Source organism: Parundibacterium terreum (genome assembly GCF_014636315.1).
Lineage (GTDB): Bacteria > Pseudomonadota > Gammaproteobacteria > Burkholderiales > Burkholderiaceae_D > Undibacterium > Undibacterium terreum.
This window is the reverse complement of record NZ_BMED01000002.1, coordinates 899,945-913,890: the sequence shown is the minus strand read 5'-3', so window position 1 is coordinate 913,890 and position 13,946 is coordinate 899,945. Positions and strand designations below refer to the sequence as shown.

Here is a 13,946-nt window from a genome sequence, read left to right as displayed (position 1 = left end):
GGTTGAAACTACAGCATCTGTTCCTATCTATCGATCGAATAGGTTGCAAGGCGGGGCAGGTAGTTCGCGTGCGCATTACAGGGACCGGCGGACTTTACAATAACCACTAAAAAACAAAGCAAATGACGACTGCGTTTTATACCCACGCTGATTGCAAGCGCCATGAAATGGGATCCTGGCATCCCGAATGTCCGGAGCGCCTGCAGGCGATAGAAGACCAGTTGATCGCCAGCCGCATCGACAGCCTGCTCGATTACCGCGAGGCGCCTGCAGCCGATGAGGCCGAGCTGGCCCGCGTACACAGTGCCGATGCGATCTACCGCATACGCGAGAATTGCCCGACCGCCAGTTCTGAATATACCTACTTCCCGCTGGATGCGGATACCAGCCTGAACGCTTATACCTGGCGCGCTTCGCTGCGCGCTGCAGGCGCCGCGGTGGCCGCCACCGATGCGGTTATCGCCGGCGAGCTGGACAATGCTTTTTGTTCAGTTAGGCCGCCGGGCCACCATGCAACGCCTACCGATGCAATGGGCTTTTGCATGTTCAACAACGTCGCGATTGCGGCAAAACATGCGATGGAAGTGCACGGCCTGAAGAGAGTCGCGATTGTCGATTTCGATGTCCATCACGGCAATGGCACCGAGGCCGCCTTCAGCGGCGATCCGCGCGTGCTGATGGTCAGTTTTTTCCAGCATCCGTTTTATCCCTACTCCGGCACCGGCCATCCTTCGCACAATATGGTCAACGTGCCTGTTCCTGCCCATAGCTATGGCGACGTGGTAAGGCAACTGGTCATGGATAAATGGCTGCCGGCGTTGCATGAGCACCAGCCGGAAATGATTTTCATCTCTGCCGGTTTTGATGCGCACCGCGAAGATGATATGGGACAGATGGGGCTGGTGGAGGCTGACTATGCGTGGATCACGCGCAAGATCATGGATGTGGCGAAGACTTATGCCAAGGGCCGCATCGTCAGTTGCCTGGAAGGCGGTTACAACATGTCCGCGTTGGGGCGCAGTGTGGTTGCCCATATCAAGGTGCTGGCGGAACTGGAGTAATTGCCTGGACTTCCCCCGGCTGAATGCCCTAAATGCATGCCTGTTTGCTACTTTTCGCGTGAAATAGGGTCTTGATTTGCGTTATTGGCGGAATTTATTGCTGATTTCAAGATTTTTACTGTCTTTTTGCTCCGGTTTATAGAAAACAAATCGGCTTTAGCGGGCACAAGTCCGTAAAATAGCGCTTTGTTTAGTAAATAGAAGAAAAGCATGTCCATACAATGGTTCCCAGGCCACATGAACGCCGCCCGCAAAAAAGCGGCGGAGACCATGGAAAGCACCGACCTGGTGATAGAAGTTCTCGATGCGCGTATTCCGCAAGCCAGCTGCAATCCCATGGTGGAGCAGTTGCGCACCTTCCGCCAGCGTCCTTGCCTGAAGATCCTGAACAAGAGCGACCTGGCCGATCCTGTCGCCACCAAGGCCTGGATCGATTTCTACAATAGCCAGAAGGGTGTGCGCGCCGTTGCGCTGAGCTGCAAGAAGCCATCCGACGTCGCCCGCATTCCTGCACTGGCGCTGGAGTGCGCGCCGCACCGCGGCGTGCCAACCAAGCCGCTGCGCATGATGATCATGGGCATCCCCAACGTCGGCAAATCGACGCTGATGAATGCGCTGCTGAAAAAGCGCGTGGCCAATGTCGGCGATGAACCGGCGGTGACCAAGGTGCAGCAGCGCCTGTATCTGGGCAAGAACATGATATTGACCGACACGCCCGGCATGCTGTGGCCCAAGATCCAGCATCCAACCGACGGCCTGATGCTGGCCGCCAGCCATGCGGTCGGCGTGAATGCCTTGATTGAAGAAGAAGTGGCGACTTTCCTGGCCGAGCAATTGCTGGCGCTGTACCCGCAATACCTGACCGCGCGTTATGGCATCAAGACCGAGGGTATCGATGCTGTCAGCGTGATCGAAGGCGTGGCGCAGAAACGCGCGTATCGCCTGAAAGGCGGCGACTGGGATTTTGAAAAAGCCGCGCATACCTTGCTGCTGGATTACCGCAGCGGCGCGCTGGGGCGTGTCAGCCTGGAGACGCCGCAGAGCAGGGAGATTTTGCTGGCGAATTATGTGCCGCCGGTGTTGCTGGGGCAGGGGAAGACTACGGATGTTTCTGTTGGGGAGCAGGGGGATCTTGATCCTCTGGATCGCCAATAAGCGGTTTGCGCGCCTGAGGCACGTTTCGGCCGGCGTGTTTGGTTTTATGATTGCTGGCCGGGGGTAGCCCGGCGGCTACTCACTTTATTTTGCTTCGCCAAAATAAAGTAAGCAAACAAAAGGCGACCGCAGACTTGCCCTTCGGGTGATGGCGGCAAGCGCCATCACATTTTGCGCGTCGCAAAAAATGGGAAACAGACGAAACTCGCTGCGCTCAGACAACCTCTGTTTCTGATCCATTTTCTGCGAAGCACAAAATGCTGCGGATAGCGCTCAGCGAGCTGCGACAGCCTGAATTTCTACAAGCAGGTTGTTTTCCGCTAGTCCTGCAACGATGAGCATGGTGGTTGCAGCCGCGTGTCCCGCAAATCGCCGTTCACGTTCCTTGCGATAAAGCGGTACTAGCTCCGGCCGCGTGATGAAGCCGTCTACCTTGACCAGATCCCTCACAGTCATTCCAGCATCAGCCAGCACCGCCAGCAGATTGTCCCAAGCCAGCTCGATTTGCTTCTCTGGATCATCTGGAACGGTGCCGTCAGTTGCTACGCCCACTTGACCTGAAACATAAAGCCAGCGTGCGTCACCGGACGCTGATGCGCCATGGCTGTAACAGGAGAATGGCGGTGCAATGCCTGCCGGGTTATGCAATGTAATTGTCATAGTTGTTTCCTTCAATGGTCAGTCTTTTGGGTTAGGGGAACAGAGCAAGTACCAAAGCTTCCTCTAGGACGAAACCGCGTGCACCCTGCAACTAAGGCACGTACTCATGTACGTGAATACGCAATAGCAAGCCGGTCCGGCTATTGGAAAACAAACCGTTTTTCGGAATGATTCCGATATAAGGGATGTTCTTATATAAACAGACGACATTCAACGCGCGTCCTCTCGCTTGTCCCGCTATTTTTTACCTTCGATTATGCTGTCGATCTCCGTCTGCGCAATACCGTACTTTGCCATGCGAGTACGGTGGTCGGCCGAACCGAGGTACTCACGAAGTTGCTCATTCACTGCTTGCAAAAGCCTGTAGTTGCTTTTGTTAAACGAGAAAGCGCCGACAGGGGCTTTCCCATCTTTGCCTATTTTGTGTGCCACTGCTTCCAACTCCTTATTTTCGCCAGCAATGACCCTGTTACCAACGGCCGTGGCAGCGAACGCGTCGATTTTTCCGGCCAGAAGTGCGGCAACTGCGTCGGGTTGGTGTTTGAACATAACAATCTGGCTATCGTTCACGCCCGCCGATTTTGCGGATCCAAACTGAATCTGTCCCGGAATAATCCCTAGCCGCGCACCACTGGTCGCTGCCACTGTCTCGTAGCTGGTAAGCGCTTTCGGATTGCCGCGATGCACCACAAAGCCATCGCCTAAGGTCCAGACCGGTATGCTGAATGCGACGTGCTTCGCACGTTCAGCCGTCGCGAAGATTGGTACATTCATATCCCAGCGCCCCTCCTGTACGCCAGTTAGAAGTTCTTCGAACGAGGTCAATTGATACTCAATGGCTGTGGCACCGGCAGCTCGTAGCACCACTTCGGCCAGTTCGATGTCCGCACCGGTCGCAGAATGGTTCGGGCCTGTCCAGTAAAAAGGCGGTTCCTCTATATATGCTATTCTTATTTTCACTTTGTACTCCTAAGCGTTAATGTCCAACCACCAACTGCGTAAAACAACATTTCGTTCGCACATCGGTAGCACAACCTTTAAATGTAGACTCCCACTTCTCGCCATCGATGCACGACGCGGCCTCAACGTGGGAATGCTAGTGTGAGCAAGCTCAAGCATTGCAACAGAAAATTCAACTTCTAAATCAAGCGCATTGGGAGTTCCTGGAACGCCAGTTGGACCAGCTGCCCTTTATCGACCTACGTCACACGGTAGCTGCGTCCATCGCTGACGAAAGTGCGGCCAATGCTGGTCCGAGACGAGCAGGTGGCAAATAGCCAAAGCCAAGCCGGAATACACGACTGTTTTCACCAAACCAAGTTCCTGATGCCAGTTGCAGATCATGATCAGGTAACAGATTCCAGAAACGCGAGACGGCGTCGTAATCAAACGCATCCGAGCGTAGGCGCACACAGCACAACGCCCCCGCATCTGGCCGCACCCACTCTATGCGCTTCTTCTCACTCTCGCACCAGGCTGACAGTTCTTCAAGGGCGCCTGCCAGCAGTCGCCGTCGTGGTCCGAGTACACCTTCCTTGTTGCGCAGCAGAACTGCCGCGAGCGTCTCATCGAGCACCGAACCCGAAATCACAGTGTTCATCTTGGCGATGAGGAGGCGCGACCGAAGGCCGGGGTCCGCCACCGTGAGCCAACCTGTCCGCAAGCCCGGTGCACCGAGTGCCTTTGATACAGAAGCGCCGGTGACGATACGTGAAGCAAATCCTGCAAAACTTTCGAGAGCAGCATTGTCACCATAAGTGGCCTCTCGATAAGTCTCGTCAATGAAAAGTAAAGCTTCGGGAGACTTTTTCTCCATTAAGACAAGGAGTTTTTCGATTTCAGCGCGAGATGTTTGAACACCGCTGGGATTCTGCGGTGACGCAATACTGACCAGTTTGGTTTTCGGCGACAGTTTCGCATCAAGTTGATCCAGATCTAGCCGATAGCCATTCTCGAACGACAAATTTACTTCACTGACGCTTACGCCTGCCCCAAGCAGGCTGTCACGGCTCGGCGGAAAGCATGGCGTCACGAGAACAGCTTCGTCGCCGGGTCGACAGACTTCGAAAGCAAGAAGAAAGAGTCCGAGCGCGGTACCTTGTGTCGTGATGATCTGCTCGACTGGAACTTTACAGGCATCTGCGATCGCCTCGCGAAGTGCGACCGCCCCGGCAGATTTGCCATAGCCGAGCTTCAGATCGCGGATATTCTCAAGACCGGGCAAATCCAGAAGTTCGCCAACCGTCAAGTCTTGCGATGTGCTCTCCGCCAGATTGAATGGCCGATTTACGTCGAGAAGTGAAATTATCTCGTTGTAAGGAAATCTCCCGCGCCAGTCCGAGGAATTTGATACATCGACGTCAGAACCTTGTCTTTCGTCGAAATTTTTCTGCAAAGCCTTCATGTTTTTTCCTTGTATTTGTTGATAACTCTTTATGTCGCAAATCCTTTAGACATCAGATTAGATTCGATTCGACTTGGCCTCTAGAGGGTAAGAGAGCCTTCCACACATGTGACGCAAGAACCGCCGATGAATATCTTTCCGTTTGCATCCACGCTCACTTGTATTCGCCCATCCCGGCCAACACAGCGCCCCTGGGTGGCCACATAGTCTCTTGCGCTGGATGACAACAGACCACGCTCCCATCGGAAGGCCGCCACGCTTCCGTTGCCGCTTCCGCAAACGGGATCCTCTTCTACCCCACAGGATGGTGCGAAGGTACGAACTTCTATTGCTGCATCGCCATGCGAGTGATCGCCGAATACGGTAAGTCCTGTGATTCCGAGGCGGCGTTCAAATTCCGCCAGTCTTGCGAAATCCGGTCGCAAACTGAGTACGGAAGCCGCGTCGTTCATTTGTGCGACCACCCATATGGCCCCGACGTTCACAATAGCTGGCGCAGACTTGATGTCCACTTTGTGCCTGAGGACGAGTTCCAACTCTGAAATATCTGCCGCTTGTAGCGGCTCCAATTTAGCAGGAGGCATGCCGAGGGTAAGCCGTTGCTCTCCGCTTTGCTCCTCTAATGTCAGTTCAACCAGGCCGATGTTGCATTCTTGAATCAATCGGCCATTTTTGCGAGCTGTGATACGCCCAGCTTCCAGTAGGGCGTGGGCGCTGCCAAGTGTCGGATGTCCCGCAAAGGCGAGCTCACTACGCGGTGTGAAAATTCGTAAGCGATAGTCGGCCTTGCCCGTTGTCGGCGGCAGAACAAATGTGGTTTCAGAAAGATTGGTCCAACCCGCGATAGCCTGCATGTCCTCGGTGGTCAGCCCCTCCGCGTCCAGTACCACGGCCACCGGATTGCCCAGAAGCGGTCGGAGCGTAAAAACGTCAACCACTTTATAGGATCGTTTCATATTAGCTCCTATTACGTTGGATAAAGAGAATCTCGGTGCATCGCCTATCGCGCGAACGTCTCGTCGAACGCTGCCTCGATATCAGCGATCAGATCAGCCGGGTCTTCTAGACCGACCGACAAGCGCAGGTGTCCATATTCGCGGAATGCGTCCGGGTAACATTCCGATCCGCCTCGTCCTGCTTTTCCTACGTGCACGATCAGGGACTCGTCGTGACCAAGCGACACAGCCGAGGTAATAAGGCGAAGGTTTGCCACAAAGCGATTCTGTACATCAGGCTCACCTTTGACAGCAAAAGCCATAACGGCGCCATACCCCATACTGCCAAATTGGCGTGATGCAAGCTCATGTTGCGGATGAGAAGGCAGCCCCGGGTATGCAACGAAAGCGCCCCTCGGATCCTTGTCGAGGAAATCTGCGATCTTTTGCGCCGTAGACATGTGCTTGGGCAAACGCAATGGCAGAGTCACGGAGCCTCGCATGATGAGCCACGCATTGAAAGGGGAGATTGAACCGCCCACGCCAACGAGTGCGTCGCCTTTTAGCCGGCGGATTAGCTCAGCGCGACTGATAACGGCTCCGCCCATCGCATCGCCATGTCCGTTGATGTATTTCGTCAACGAATGAACAACGAGATCCGCGCCATGTTCAAGTCCCCGAAAAATCGGCGGGGGCGTGAACGTTGCATCAATGGATAGCATGGCACCGGCATCACGTGCGATTTTTGCAAGTGCTCCGATATCTGCCACCTTCGTAGTCGGATTGGCAATCGTTTCGGCATGAATCAGTTTTGTGTTGGAGCGCACAGCTTCTCTTACTGCGGTAAGGTCGCTGATGTCCACGAACGTTGCTTCGATGCCGTAGCGTTTCGGGATAAGCTCGTTGAAGAGACGCCAAACGGCCTCATACGTCACGTCGCTGACAATGACATGGTCACCGTTTTTTAAAAGTGTGAAGAAAATCGAATGCAATGCTGCAACGCCGGTGCTAAAAACGGCGGCATCTTCGCCGCGTTCCATTGCTGCCAGCTTGCGTTCAAGGCAAAGCTGATTGTGACCTGAGTTACGTGTGTAGAACAAGGTTTGAGAATCCGACCAGTCGAGCGTGGAAGGGTCATCGGGTAATTTGTACGAGTTTGCCATGACGATTGGCGTACGGATCGCACCCGTCGTGGCATCAATGAGATTCCCGCCATGCACCGCCTGACTATCGAATGAGAGTGTTGCAGGTCGTTTCTTGTCGGGCCGCTGCTGAATGTTCTTGGTTGTCATATGCCACCTCTCGCTATAGAAAAAGGATCAAAGCGCCCCAGAGTATTAAGTGATTTTCCTGATGCAAACAACCTTCGGCTGAGTCATTTCCTCATAAGCAAACCGAACGCCTTCTCGGCCAAGGCTTCCGTACTTGAATCCCCCAAACGGCATGGCATCGAGCCTGTAGTCCGATGAATCGTTGATCATGACCCCGCCCGCTTCCAGCATGTCGGCTGCTTTAAGAGCTGCGTGCAGGTCGTTTGTAAAAATGCCGGCATGGAGACTGTATTGGGGACTGTTCGCTAGTGAAAGCGCGTCATCCAGAGTCTCTATCCGCTGAAGAACGACAACCGGGCTAAAAACCTCCTGCTGCCACAGACCGCATTCAAAATCGACATCCTCGAGGACGGTTGGAGCATAGAGCGCCCCCTCTTGAGTGTTGCCACAAAGTAGTTTTGCGCCCCGGTTGATCGCTGCATCGACGATTCCTTTTGCCCGCGTCGCGGACTGCACAGTAATCATCGGCCCTACATCGGTATCCGGCAATGCAGGATTACCCACCTTTAGCGCTTTGGTGCCGGCAACGAAACGCTGCTTGAATTCGTCATAGATGGAAGACTGGATCAGAATGCGTTGCGTCCCGATACAGTTCTGGCCCGCAGCCCAAAATGCTCCCGAGAGGCATGAGGCAACCGCATCTTCAAGCTTGCAATCGGCCAATACGATCACTGGCGCGTTGCCTCCCAGATCCATCGCCAGTTTTTTCAGGCCTGCGGACTTGGCAATCTTTTCTCCGGTTGCGAATCCACCAGTGAACGAAATCATTCTCACGTCTCTGGATGAGACGAGTGCTTCGCCCAGAGTGGCTCCACCCGTCGCGACCGATACGACGTTCGATGGCATTCCAGCCTTTATCAGATACTTGACGAGCCTGATTGCTGAAAGAGGCGTCAGATCAGACGGCTTGATGACCACGGCATTACCTCCGGCGATCGCCGGTCCAAGTTTATGCGCAACGAGGTTTAACGGGTCGTTGTACGGAGTAATAGCCACAATGACGCCGAGAGGTTCCCGAGTGAACCATCCCTGGCGGTTTTCGGATCCGGCATATGCGTCGAATGGCACCACTTCACCGCTGTTGCGACGAGCCTCGTCAGCGGAAAGTTTGAGGGTATTCACGCAGCGCAATACTTCCTTTTTGGCTTGCTTTAGTGTCTTTCCAGCTTCCGCTACGATGAGATCGGCAAACGTATCCTTGTCGTTCTCCACCAACGAGGCGCAGGTATCGAGTATGCGAGCCCGTTCATAGCGGGACAGGCTACGGCAAACGCGAGCACCTTCCTTCGCGGTCTGGATAATCATTTGCGCACCTTCCAGTGGAATGTTCGCGACTATGCCTACTTCGACGCCATTGAAAGGATTGTTCACCGAGATGAAACTGGTCGATGAGTCCGCGGGAAATAGGGAATTATTCATTTAGGAAAGCCTTCCACCTTCTTCTTGGATGTTCTCAAGCCTAGCGAAATCTTGTACTCGGCATGCGAGTTAAGCACTGACTCAATAGTGGGTAAAGCGGTGAGAATGGTGTTGCTGAGGTCGGACATCTGGACTCCTGCGGATGTGACTAGATGCATGCATCGTAGCAGGCTGGCACGGACCATAACAGCCACAGTTTTAAGCATATTCGAGCAGCACAGTTTGGATTGACAAGGCACTGCCATCAACTCAATAATCGTGCATTCTTCCACCATAAAAATTCCCTCAATGGAAACATCCATTTCTTTCCGTTACGAGCAATTGGCCGAGCTCATCGTCGGCATGATCGACAACGGCGTGCTCGCTCCGGGCATGCGTGTCCCATCTGTGCGCACTGTCAGCGAGCAGCACCGCATCAGCGTCTCCACTGCACTACAGGCCTACCATTTGCTTGAGGATCGTGGCATCCTTGTCGCGCGGCCACAGTCGGGGTTTTTTGTCGCAGCAGCCGGACGCGGCGCACTTGCATTGCCGTCGCCGTCGCGTCCACGTGCGCGCGCTTCGACCGTATCGATTTGCGGAGCCGTTGCGGTGTTGCTGGAGCACGCGTCGAATTCGGCGCTTGTCCCGCTAGGCTGCGCCGTGCCAGAAGCGGCAGTGCTGCAATCGACGCGGCTTGACTTCGCTCTGGCGCGTGCTGCACGTCAACATGGCTCACGCTACAACGTCTATTGCGCACCGCAGGGCGAACTGAGCCTGCGCCGCGAAATCGCGAAGCGGGCGGTACGCATCGGCCATGCACTGTCGCCCGACGACCTGCTCATTACGAACGGCTGTACCGAGGCGCTGATGCTCGCGCTGACCGCCGTCGCCAAGCCCGGCGATACGATTGCAGTTGAATCTCCTACCTACTTCGGACTCCTGCATACTCTCGAAGTATTGGGCTTGAAGGCTCTTGAGCTGCCGACCGATCCGAAGCGGGGTGTCAACGTCGATGCGCTCGCACGCTTGCTCGATATGGAACCTGTGGCAGCTTGCCTGCTGTCATCGAATTTCAACAATCCACTTGGTTCAGCAATGGCCGAAGCTGATAAGCGGGCGCTCCTAGGACTACTCGCGCGGCATGCCGTGCCTCTGATCGAAGACGACGTTTATGGGGATGTCCACTTTGGTCGCGCGCGACCGAAGCCGTTTATCGCGCTCGACGGCGGAGCCAATACGATTTACTGCAGCTCGTTCTCGAAAACCCTGGCACCCGGATACCGGATCGGCTGGATGGTGGCGGGTGCCTACACGCAACGTGTAATGGAACGCAAGCTCGCTTTCAGCCTCTGCGGTCCGGTCTTACCCCAAGTCGCGCTCGCGGATTTCTTGGCGAGCGGGGTCTACGATGCTCACTTAAGGCGCATTCGCCGCATTTTCCAAGAGAACCTTGTACGCATGACGCGCACGATTGAGGAAAGCTTCCCAGCCGATACAAAAGTGAGTCAGCCGGCAGGCGGCTTTGTGCTCTGGCTCGAACTGCCAAAGCGATTTGATTCGCGCTTGCTCTTCGATGAAGCGCTCGAACAAGGCATTTGCTTCGCCCCCGGAGACGTCTTTTCCGCGAGCCGGCGCTTCCGCAATTGTCTACGCTTGAGCGTAGGGTCCGGCTGGAGTGATCGTGTCGAAAACGGTATCCGGCGCCTGGGGCAACTCGCAAGAGAGCAGCTCGCGCGCTAACATGGCATGTGCTGGACTCTTAGGACAATGCCCAATGCAATTTGCTGCGCCATATACTACGGTAACGGCCATGAAGATAACTTGAATGCCAGGGAGGTCGTTGGCGGATTTCTTCACTACAATCTTGCCGTTGACGGCAATCTCGAAGATTTCTCTCGCAAAGTTTACGGGGCTGGCGGCAAGGCAGCTGGACTTGTAGTCGCTGATTGTGATGCCGCTATTGGAGCGATAGTGTCTAATATAATTCAAGTATTGTGGTGAGGACCCTATTTTAATTTGCGGAGACAGCATGGAAAAGCCTTATGTTTTGCGTTCTGACGATGGCGGCGTTGCTACGCTGACGCTGAATCGTGGTGAGCGGTTTAATCCCTTGTCTGAAGAAATGCTGGCTGAATTGCTGGCTGCGTTTAAGGCCATTGCGCAAGACGAGGCCGTGCGTGTGGTGGTGTTGGCTGCTGCCGGCAAGGCGTTTTGTGCCGGGCATGATTTGAAGCAGATGCGGGCGACGCCGGAGGCGGCGTATTACCAGAAATTGTTCCAGCAATGCAGCAAGCTGATGTTGTTGATGCAACAGATGCCGCAGCCTGTGATTGCGCGGGTGCAGGGGTTGGCGACGGCTGCCGGGTGCCAGTTGGTGGCGATGTGCGATCTGGCGGTGGCGGCTGTGGATGCGCGTTTTGCGGTGTCGGGTGTGAATGTCGGCTTGTTCTGTTCCACACCGGCGGTGGCCTTGTCGCGCAATGTGTCGCGCAAGCAGGCGGTGGAAATGCTGCTGACCGGCGACTTCATTGACGCGCAGACAGCGCTGCAGCGTGGGCTGGTCAACCGTGTCGTCCCTCAGGATGCGCTGGATGCGGAGATCGCCGGTTTAACCGCCAGCATCCTGGCCAAGCCAGCGGTAGCCATCGCCATGGGCAAGCAATTATTTTACAAGCAGATAGAAATGGGTATAGACGCCGCCTACCAGCTAGCCGGCCAGACCATGGCCTGCAATATGATGGATGACGCCGCACAAGAAGGTGTACAGGCTTTCATAGAAAAGCGCGCACCGAGTTGGAAGGTGTAAGCGCTGGCAAACCTCAATCTTAGTTTATTGCGTAAACCGGCTTGAGATCTGTAGCGAGCAAGGCGTCAGCGGGGTGAATAGCAACGCAGGAAGCGGAACGTACTTAAGGTACGTGAGCATTCCGAGTAGCACATGAGCCCCGATCACGTCCGCGCAGTAAGATAGCAAATAAATTTTAGCCGTTGATGACTTTACGGGCAAACGTCTCTAACAAATCCATCAGCGAATCCGCCGCCTTGCTGGCCTGTTCTTCATTGCCCTTGGCGATTGCCTTGGCCAGCAGCATATGGCAGCGCGCGCCTTCTTCCACATCGCCTTCATGCTGGTACGCATACCAGAAACGGCGGCACTTGATGATCAAGGGCGTCACTGCCTTGACGGCAGACGGGTTGCGGCAGGCATCATGGATCACGTGGTCCAGAGCCTGGTCGGCATCCATGTACACACCCAGGTCACCCTGTTTGGCTGCAACCACCATCTTGTCGGCACTGGCCAGGATATCTTCCCTCTGCTGGGGCGATGCGCGGCGCGCGGCGCTGGTCGCGATCAGTCTTTCTATCACCCTGCGGGTTTCTATCAGCGTCATGTGCTCGGCGGCTTCGATGTCGCTGATGATGAGTCCACGCCTTGGCAATTGCACGATCAGTCCGTTGGACGACATGCGCATCAATGCTTCCCTCAATGGCGTACGGCCGAGCCCGGTGACGTCCACCAGTTCGGATTCCACGATAGGCGATCCAGGCTTTAATTGCAGGGTGACAATCATGCTCTCTATCGCATCGTAAGCGACGTCGGCAGCGCGCAGTTTGGAGGCAGCAGGTTTCAGTGGTGTTTCTAGCATTGTTATCAACATTTTGTATTTTGTACGGATTTTACCGGTATTTTGGCAAATTTTTAATTGTTATTACCTGATTTTAAAAATTTAATAAGACGTATGCATCATGTAAGCGACATATTCCCGTGGTTTATTTAGTGCCCGGTAATAAATTGCATCAGGGCAGCAATATGTCGTTCCAAACTGTCATCAATGACATCCACGTTGATTCCACATTGATATATGCATGTTCGATGATGGATATGTTTTGCGTATATGCCAGATATACGAAGCCGGGGCGAAACCGGATTCAAGATTCTTTCCGCTTTGCCGGAGGTGGGGACATGGGCCGGCCGCGGCCCATGGAGTTCATTGCTATTATTTATTTCAGCTATTGCAAAAACACTAAAAATACGACGACAAGTCCGGCCGGGTCTCCAGCGCCTTGCGCACAATAGCGCTGACCCGCTCCCGCTCGGCACCGGCCAGCGGCTGGCGCGGCAGCCGCACGTTTTCATTGCCCACGCCGACCAGGGCTTCCACCAGTTTCAGGTTTTGCACCAGTTTAGTAGAGACGTCCAGATGCAGCAGGGGCATAAACCATTGGTAAAGCTTGAGCGCCTCTTCATAGCGCCTGGCCTGCATCAACTGGTACAAGGCGACTGTCTCTTTGGGAAAGGCCACTACCAGGCCGGCCAGCAAGCCGTCGGCCCCTACCGCCAGGCCTTCAAACGATAAATCATCTACGCCCATGAATAGCTGATAGCGCGTGCCCAGCGCATTGCGCAAATCGGTGATGCGGCGGACGTTGTCGCTGGATTCCTTGATCGCGACCAGCCATTCGCAATCGGCCAGATCCAGGAAGTCTTCCGGCGTCAGGTCTACCTTGTAGGTGACAGGATTGTTATAGACCATGATGGGCAGTTGCGCAGCCTTGGCAATGGCGCGCAGATTGTCCTTGGCTTCGCGTGCATCGGCTGCATACAGCACGGAAGGCATCACCATGAAGCCCTGCACGCCGAGGTCGGCGGCCTGCTGCACAAAGCGTAAGGCGTTGGCGGTACGCGTCTCGGACACATTGACCAATACCGGCACGCGCTTGTCGGCCACGTTTAGCGCGACCCTGGCGACTTCCAGTTTTTCGTCGAAGGACAGGGTGCTGGCTTCTCCCAAGGACCCGCAGGTGACCAGCCCATGGACGCCGTTATCGATCTGGAACGCATAATGCTTTTCCATCTCAGCATGGTCCAGGTCTTCGTTGGCCTTGAACTTGGTAGTGACTGCCGGGAATACGCCTTTCCATTTGTTTGCTGTCATTCAGATCTCCTGTTTTGGGTGTTCGTTCATACTATTCTCAATTAAATATATTTACAATATAT

At 54.7% G+C, this 13,946-nt stretch carries 13 protein-coding genes; 4 read left to right on the top strand and 9 right to left on the bottom strand.

The genetic code is table 11. From position 1 onward, the window contains the following. Positions 1-122: 122 nt before the first annotated feature. Positions 123-1,061 carry a histone deacetylase family protein gene (locus tag IEW12_RS13170; RefSeq protein WP_188566473.1) on the top strand — a complete coding sequence of 313 codons (939 nt, stop codon included), beginning with the start codon at positions 123-125 and terminating at the stop codon, positions 1,059-1,061. A 210-nt stretch (positions 1,062-1,271) separates the two neighbouring features. Continuing rightward, complete coding sequence (ylqF, locus tag IEW12_RS13165; RefSeq protein ID WP_188566472.1) at positions 1,272-2,216, top strand: ribosome biogenesis GTPase YlqF; 945 nt, start codon at positions 1,272-1,274, stop codon at positions 2,214-2,216. Between the two features lie 273 nt (positions 2,217-2,489). Here the strand turns inward: ylqF and IEW12_RS13160 are convergent, their stop codons facing one another. The 7 genes from IEW12_RS13160 to IEW12_RS13130 form a co-directional block, all read right to left on the bottom strand. Further along, positions 2,490-2,876, bottom strand: coding sequence for a RidA family protein (locus IEW12_RS13160; RefSeq protein WP_188566471.1), 387 nt, complete (start codon positions 2,874-2,876; stop codon positions 2,490-2,492). Between the two features lie 237 nt (positions 2,877-3,113). Next, the gene (locus tag IEW12_RS13155) at positions 3,114-3,836 is read right to left on the bottom strand and encodes a transporter substrate-binding domain-containing protein (protein WP_188566470.1); all 723 of its coding nucleotides are present in this window, start codon (positions 3,834-3,836) and stop codon (positions 3,114-3,116) included. Positions 3,837-4,080: 244 nt separating this feature from the next. Further along, a complete protein-coding gene (locus IEW12_RS13150; protein WP_188566469.1) occupies positions 4,081-5,280 on the bottom strand; it encodes a pyridoxal phosphate-dependent aminotransferase in 1,200 nt (399 codons plus the stop codon). A gap of 80 nt (positions 5,281-5,360) precedes the next feature. Continuing rightward, complete coding sequence (locus IEW12_RS13145; protein WP_188566468.1) at positions 5,361-6,236, bottom strand: PhzF family phenazine biosynthesis protein; 876 nt, start codon at positions 6,234-6,236, stop codon at positions 5,361-5,363. A gap of 44 nt (positions 6,237-6,280) precedes the next feature. Further along, the gene (locus IEW12_RS13140; protein WP_188566467.1) at positions 6,281-7,507 is read right to left on the bottom strand and encodes a trans-sulfuration enzyme family protein; all 1,227 of its coding nucleotides are present in this window, start codon (positions 7,505-7,507) and stop codon (positions 6,281-6,283) included. 45 nt (positions 7,508-7,552) lie between these two features. Beyond that, the gene (locus IEW12_RS13135) at positions 7,553-8,965 is read right to left on the bottom strand and encodes an aldehyde dehydrogenase family protein (protein ID WP_188566466.1); all 1,413 of its coding nucleotides are present in this window, start codon (positions 8,963-8,965) and stop codon (positions 7,553-7,555) included. Beyond that, the gene (locus tag IEW12_RS13130) at positions 8,962-9,267 is read right to left on the bottom strand and encodes a hypothetical protein (RefSeq protein ID WP_188566465.1); all 306 of its coding nucleotides are present in this window, start codon (positions 9,265-9,267) and stop codon (positions 8,962-8,964) included. The genes IEW12_RS13135 and IEW12_RS13130 overlap by 4 nt, the downstream gene beginning before the upstream one ends. On the opposite strand from IEW12_RS13130, the gene IEW12_RS13125 reads away from it, so the two are divergent. Both IEW12_RS13125 and IEW12_RS13120 read left to right on the top strand, forming a co-directional pair. Next, positions 9,254-10,687, top strand: a complete 1,434-nt coding sequence (locus IEW12_RS13125) for an aminotransferase-like domain-containing protein (RefSeq protein WP_188566464.1) — start codon at positions 9,254-9,256, stop codon at positions 10,685-10,687. The two genes, IEW12_RS13130 and IEW12_RS13125, sit on opposite strands and share 14 nt — an antisense overlap. A 289-nt stretch (positions 10,688-10,976) precedes the next feature. Beyond that, the gene (locus tag IEW12_RS13120) at positions 10,977-11,753 is read left to right on the top strand and encodes an enoyl-CoA hydratase (protein ID WP_188566463.1); all 777 of its coding nucleotides are present in this window, start codon (positions 10,977-10,979) and stop codon (positions 11,751-11,753) included. Positions 11,754-11,928: 175 nt separating this feature from the next. Here the strand turns inward: IEW12_RS13120 and IEW12_RS13115 are convergent, their stop codons facing one another. Beyond that, a complete protein-coding gene (locus tag IEW12_RS13115) occupies positions 11,929-12,594 on the bottom strand; it encodes a GntR family transcriptional regulator (protein ID WP_229751087.1) in 666 nt (221 codons plus the stop codon). A gap of 378 nt (positions 12,595-12,972) precedes the next feature. Beyond that, complete coding sequence (locus tag IEW12_RS13110) at positions 12,973-13,884, bottom strand: dihydrodipicolinate synthase family protein (protein ID WP_188566461.1); 912 nt, start codon at positions 13,882-13,884, stop codon at positions 12,973-12,975. Positions 13,885-13,946: the final 62 nt, after the last annotated feature.

Coding starts and splice junctions, on each gene's coding strand:
- IEW12_RS13150 (WP_188566469.1), bottom strand. CDS start 5,280: ATGAAGGCTTTGCAGAAAAATTTCGACGAAAGACAAGGTTCTGACGTC.
- IEW12_RS13135 (WP_188566466.1), bottom strand. CDS start 8,965: ATGAATAATTCCCTATTTCCCGCGGACTCATCGACCAGTTTCATCTCG.
- IEW12_RS13160 (WP_188566471.1), bottom strand. CDS start 2,876: ATGACAATTACATTGCATAACCCGGCAGGCATTGCACCGCCATTCTCC.
- IEW12_RS13130 (WP_188566465.1), bottom strand. CDS start 9,267: ATGGATGTTTCCATTGAGGGAATTTTTATGGTGGAAGAATGCACGATT.
- IEW12_RS13110 (WP_188566461.1), bottom strand. CDS start 13,884: ATGACAGCAAACAAATGGAAAGGCGTATTCCCGGCAGTCACTACCAAG.
- IEW12_RS13125 (WP_188566464.1), top strand. CDS start 9,254: ATGGAAACATCCATTTCTTTCCGTTACGAGCAATTGGCCGAGCTCATC.
- ylqF (WP_188566472.1), top strand. CDS start 1,272: ATGTCCATACAATGGTTCCCAGGCCACATGAACGCCGCCCGCAAAAAA.
- IEW12_RS13140 (WP_188566467.1), bottom strand. CDS start 7,507: ATGACAACCAAGAACATTCAGCAGCGGCCCGACAAGAAACGACCTGCA.
- IEW12_RS13145 (WP_188566468.1), bottom strand. CDS start 6,236: ATGAAACGATCCTATAAAGTGGTTGACGTTTTTACGCTCCGACCGCTT.
- IEW12_RS13115 (WP_229751087.1), bottom strand. CDS start 12,594: ATGCTAGAAACACCACTGAAACCTGCTGCCTCCAAACTGCGCGCTGCC.
- IEW12_RS13170 (WP_188566473.1), top strand. CDS start 123: ATGACGACTGCGTTTTATACCCACGCTGATTGCAAGCGCCATGAAATG.
- IEW12_RS13120 (WP_188566463.1), top strand. CDS start 10,977: ATGGAAAAGCCTTATGTTTTGCGTTCTGACGATGGCGGCGTTGCTACG.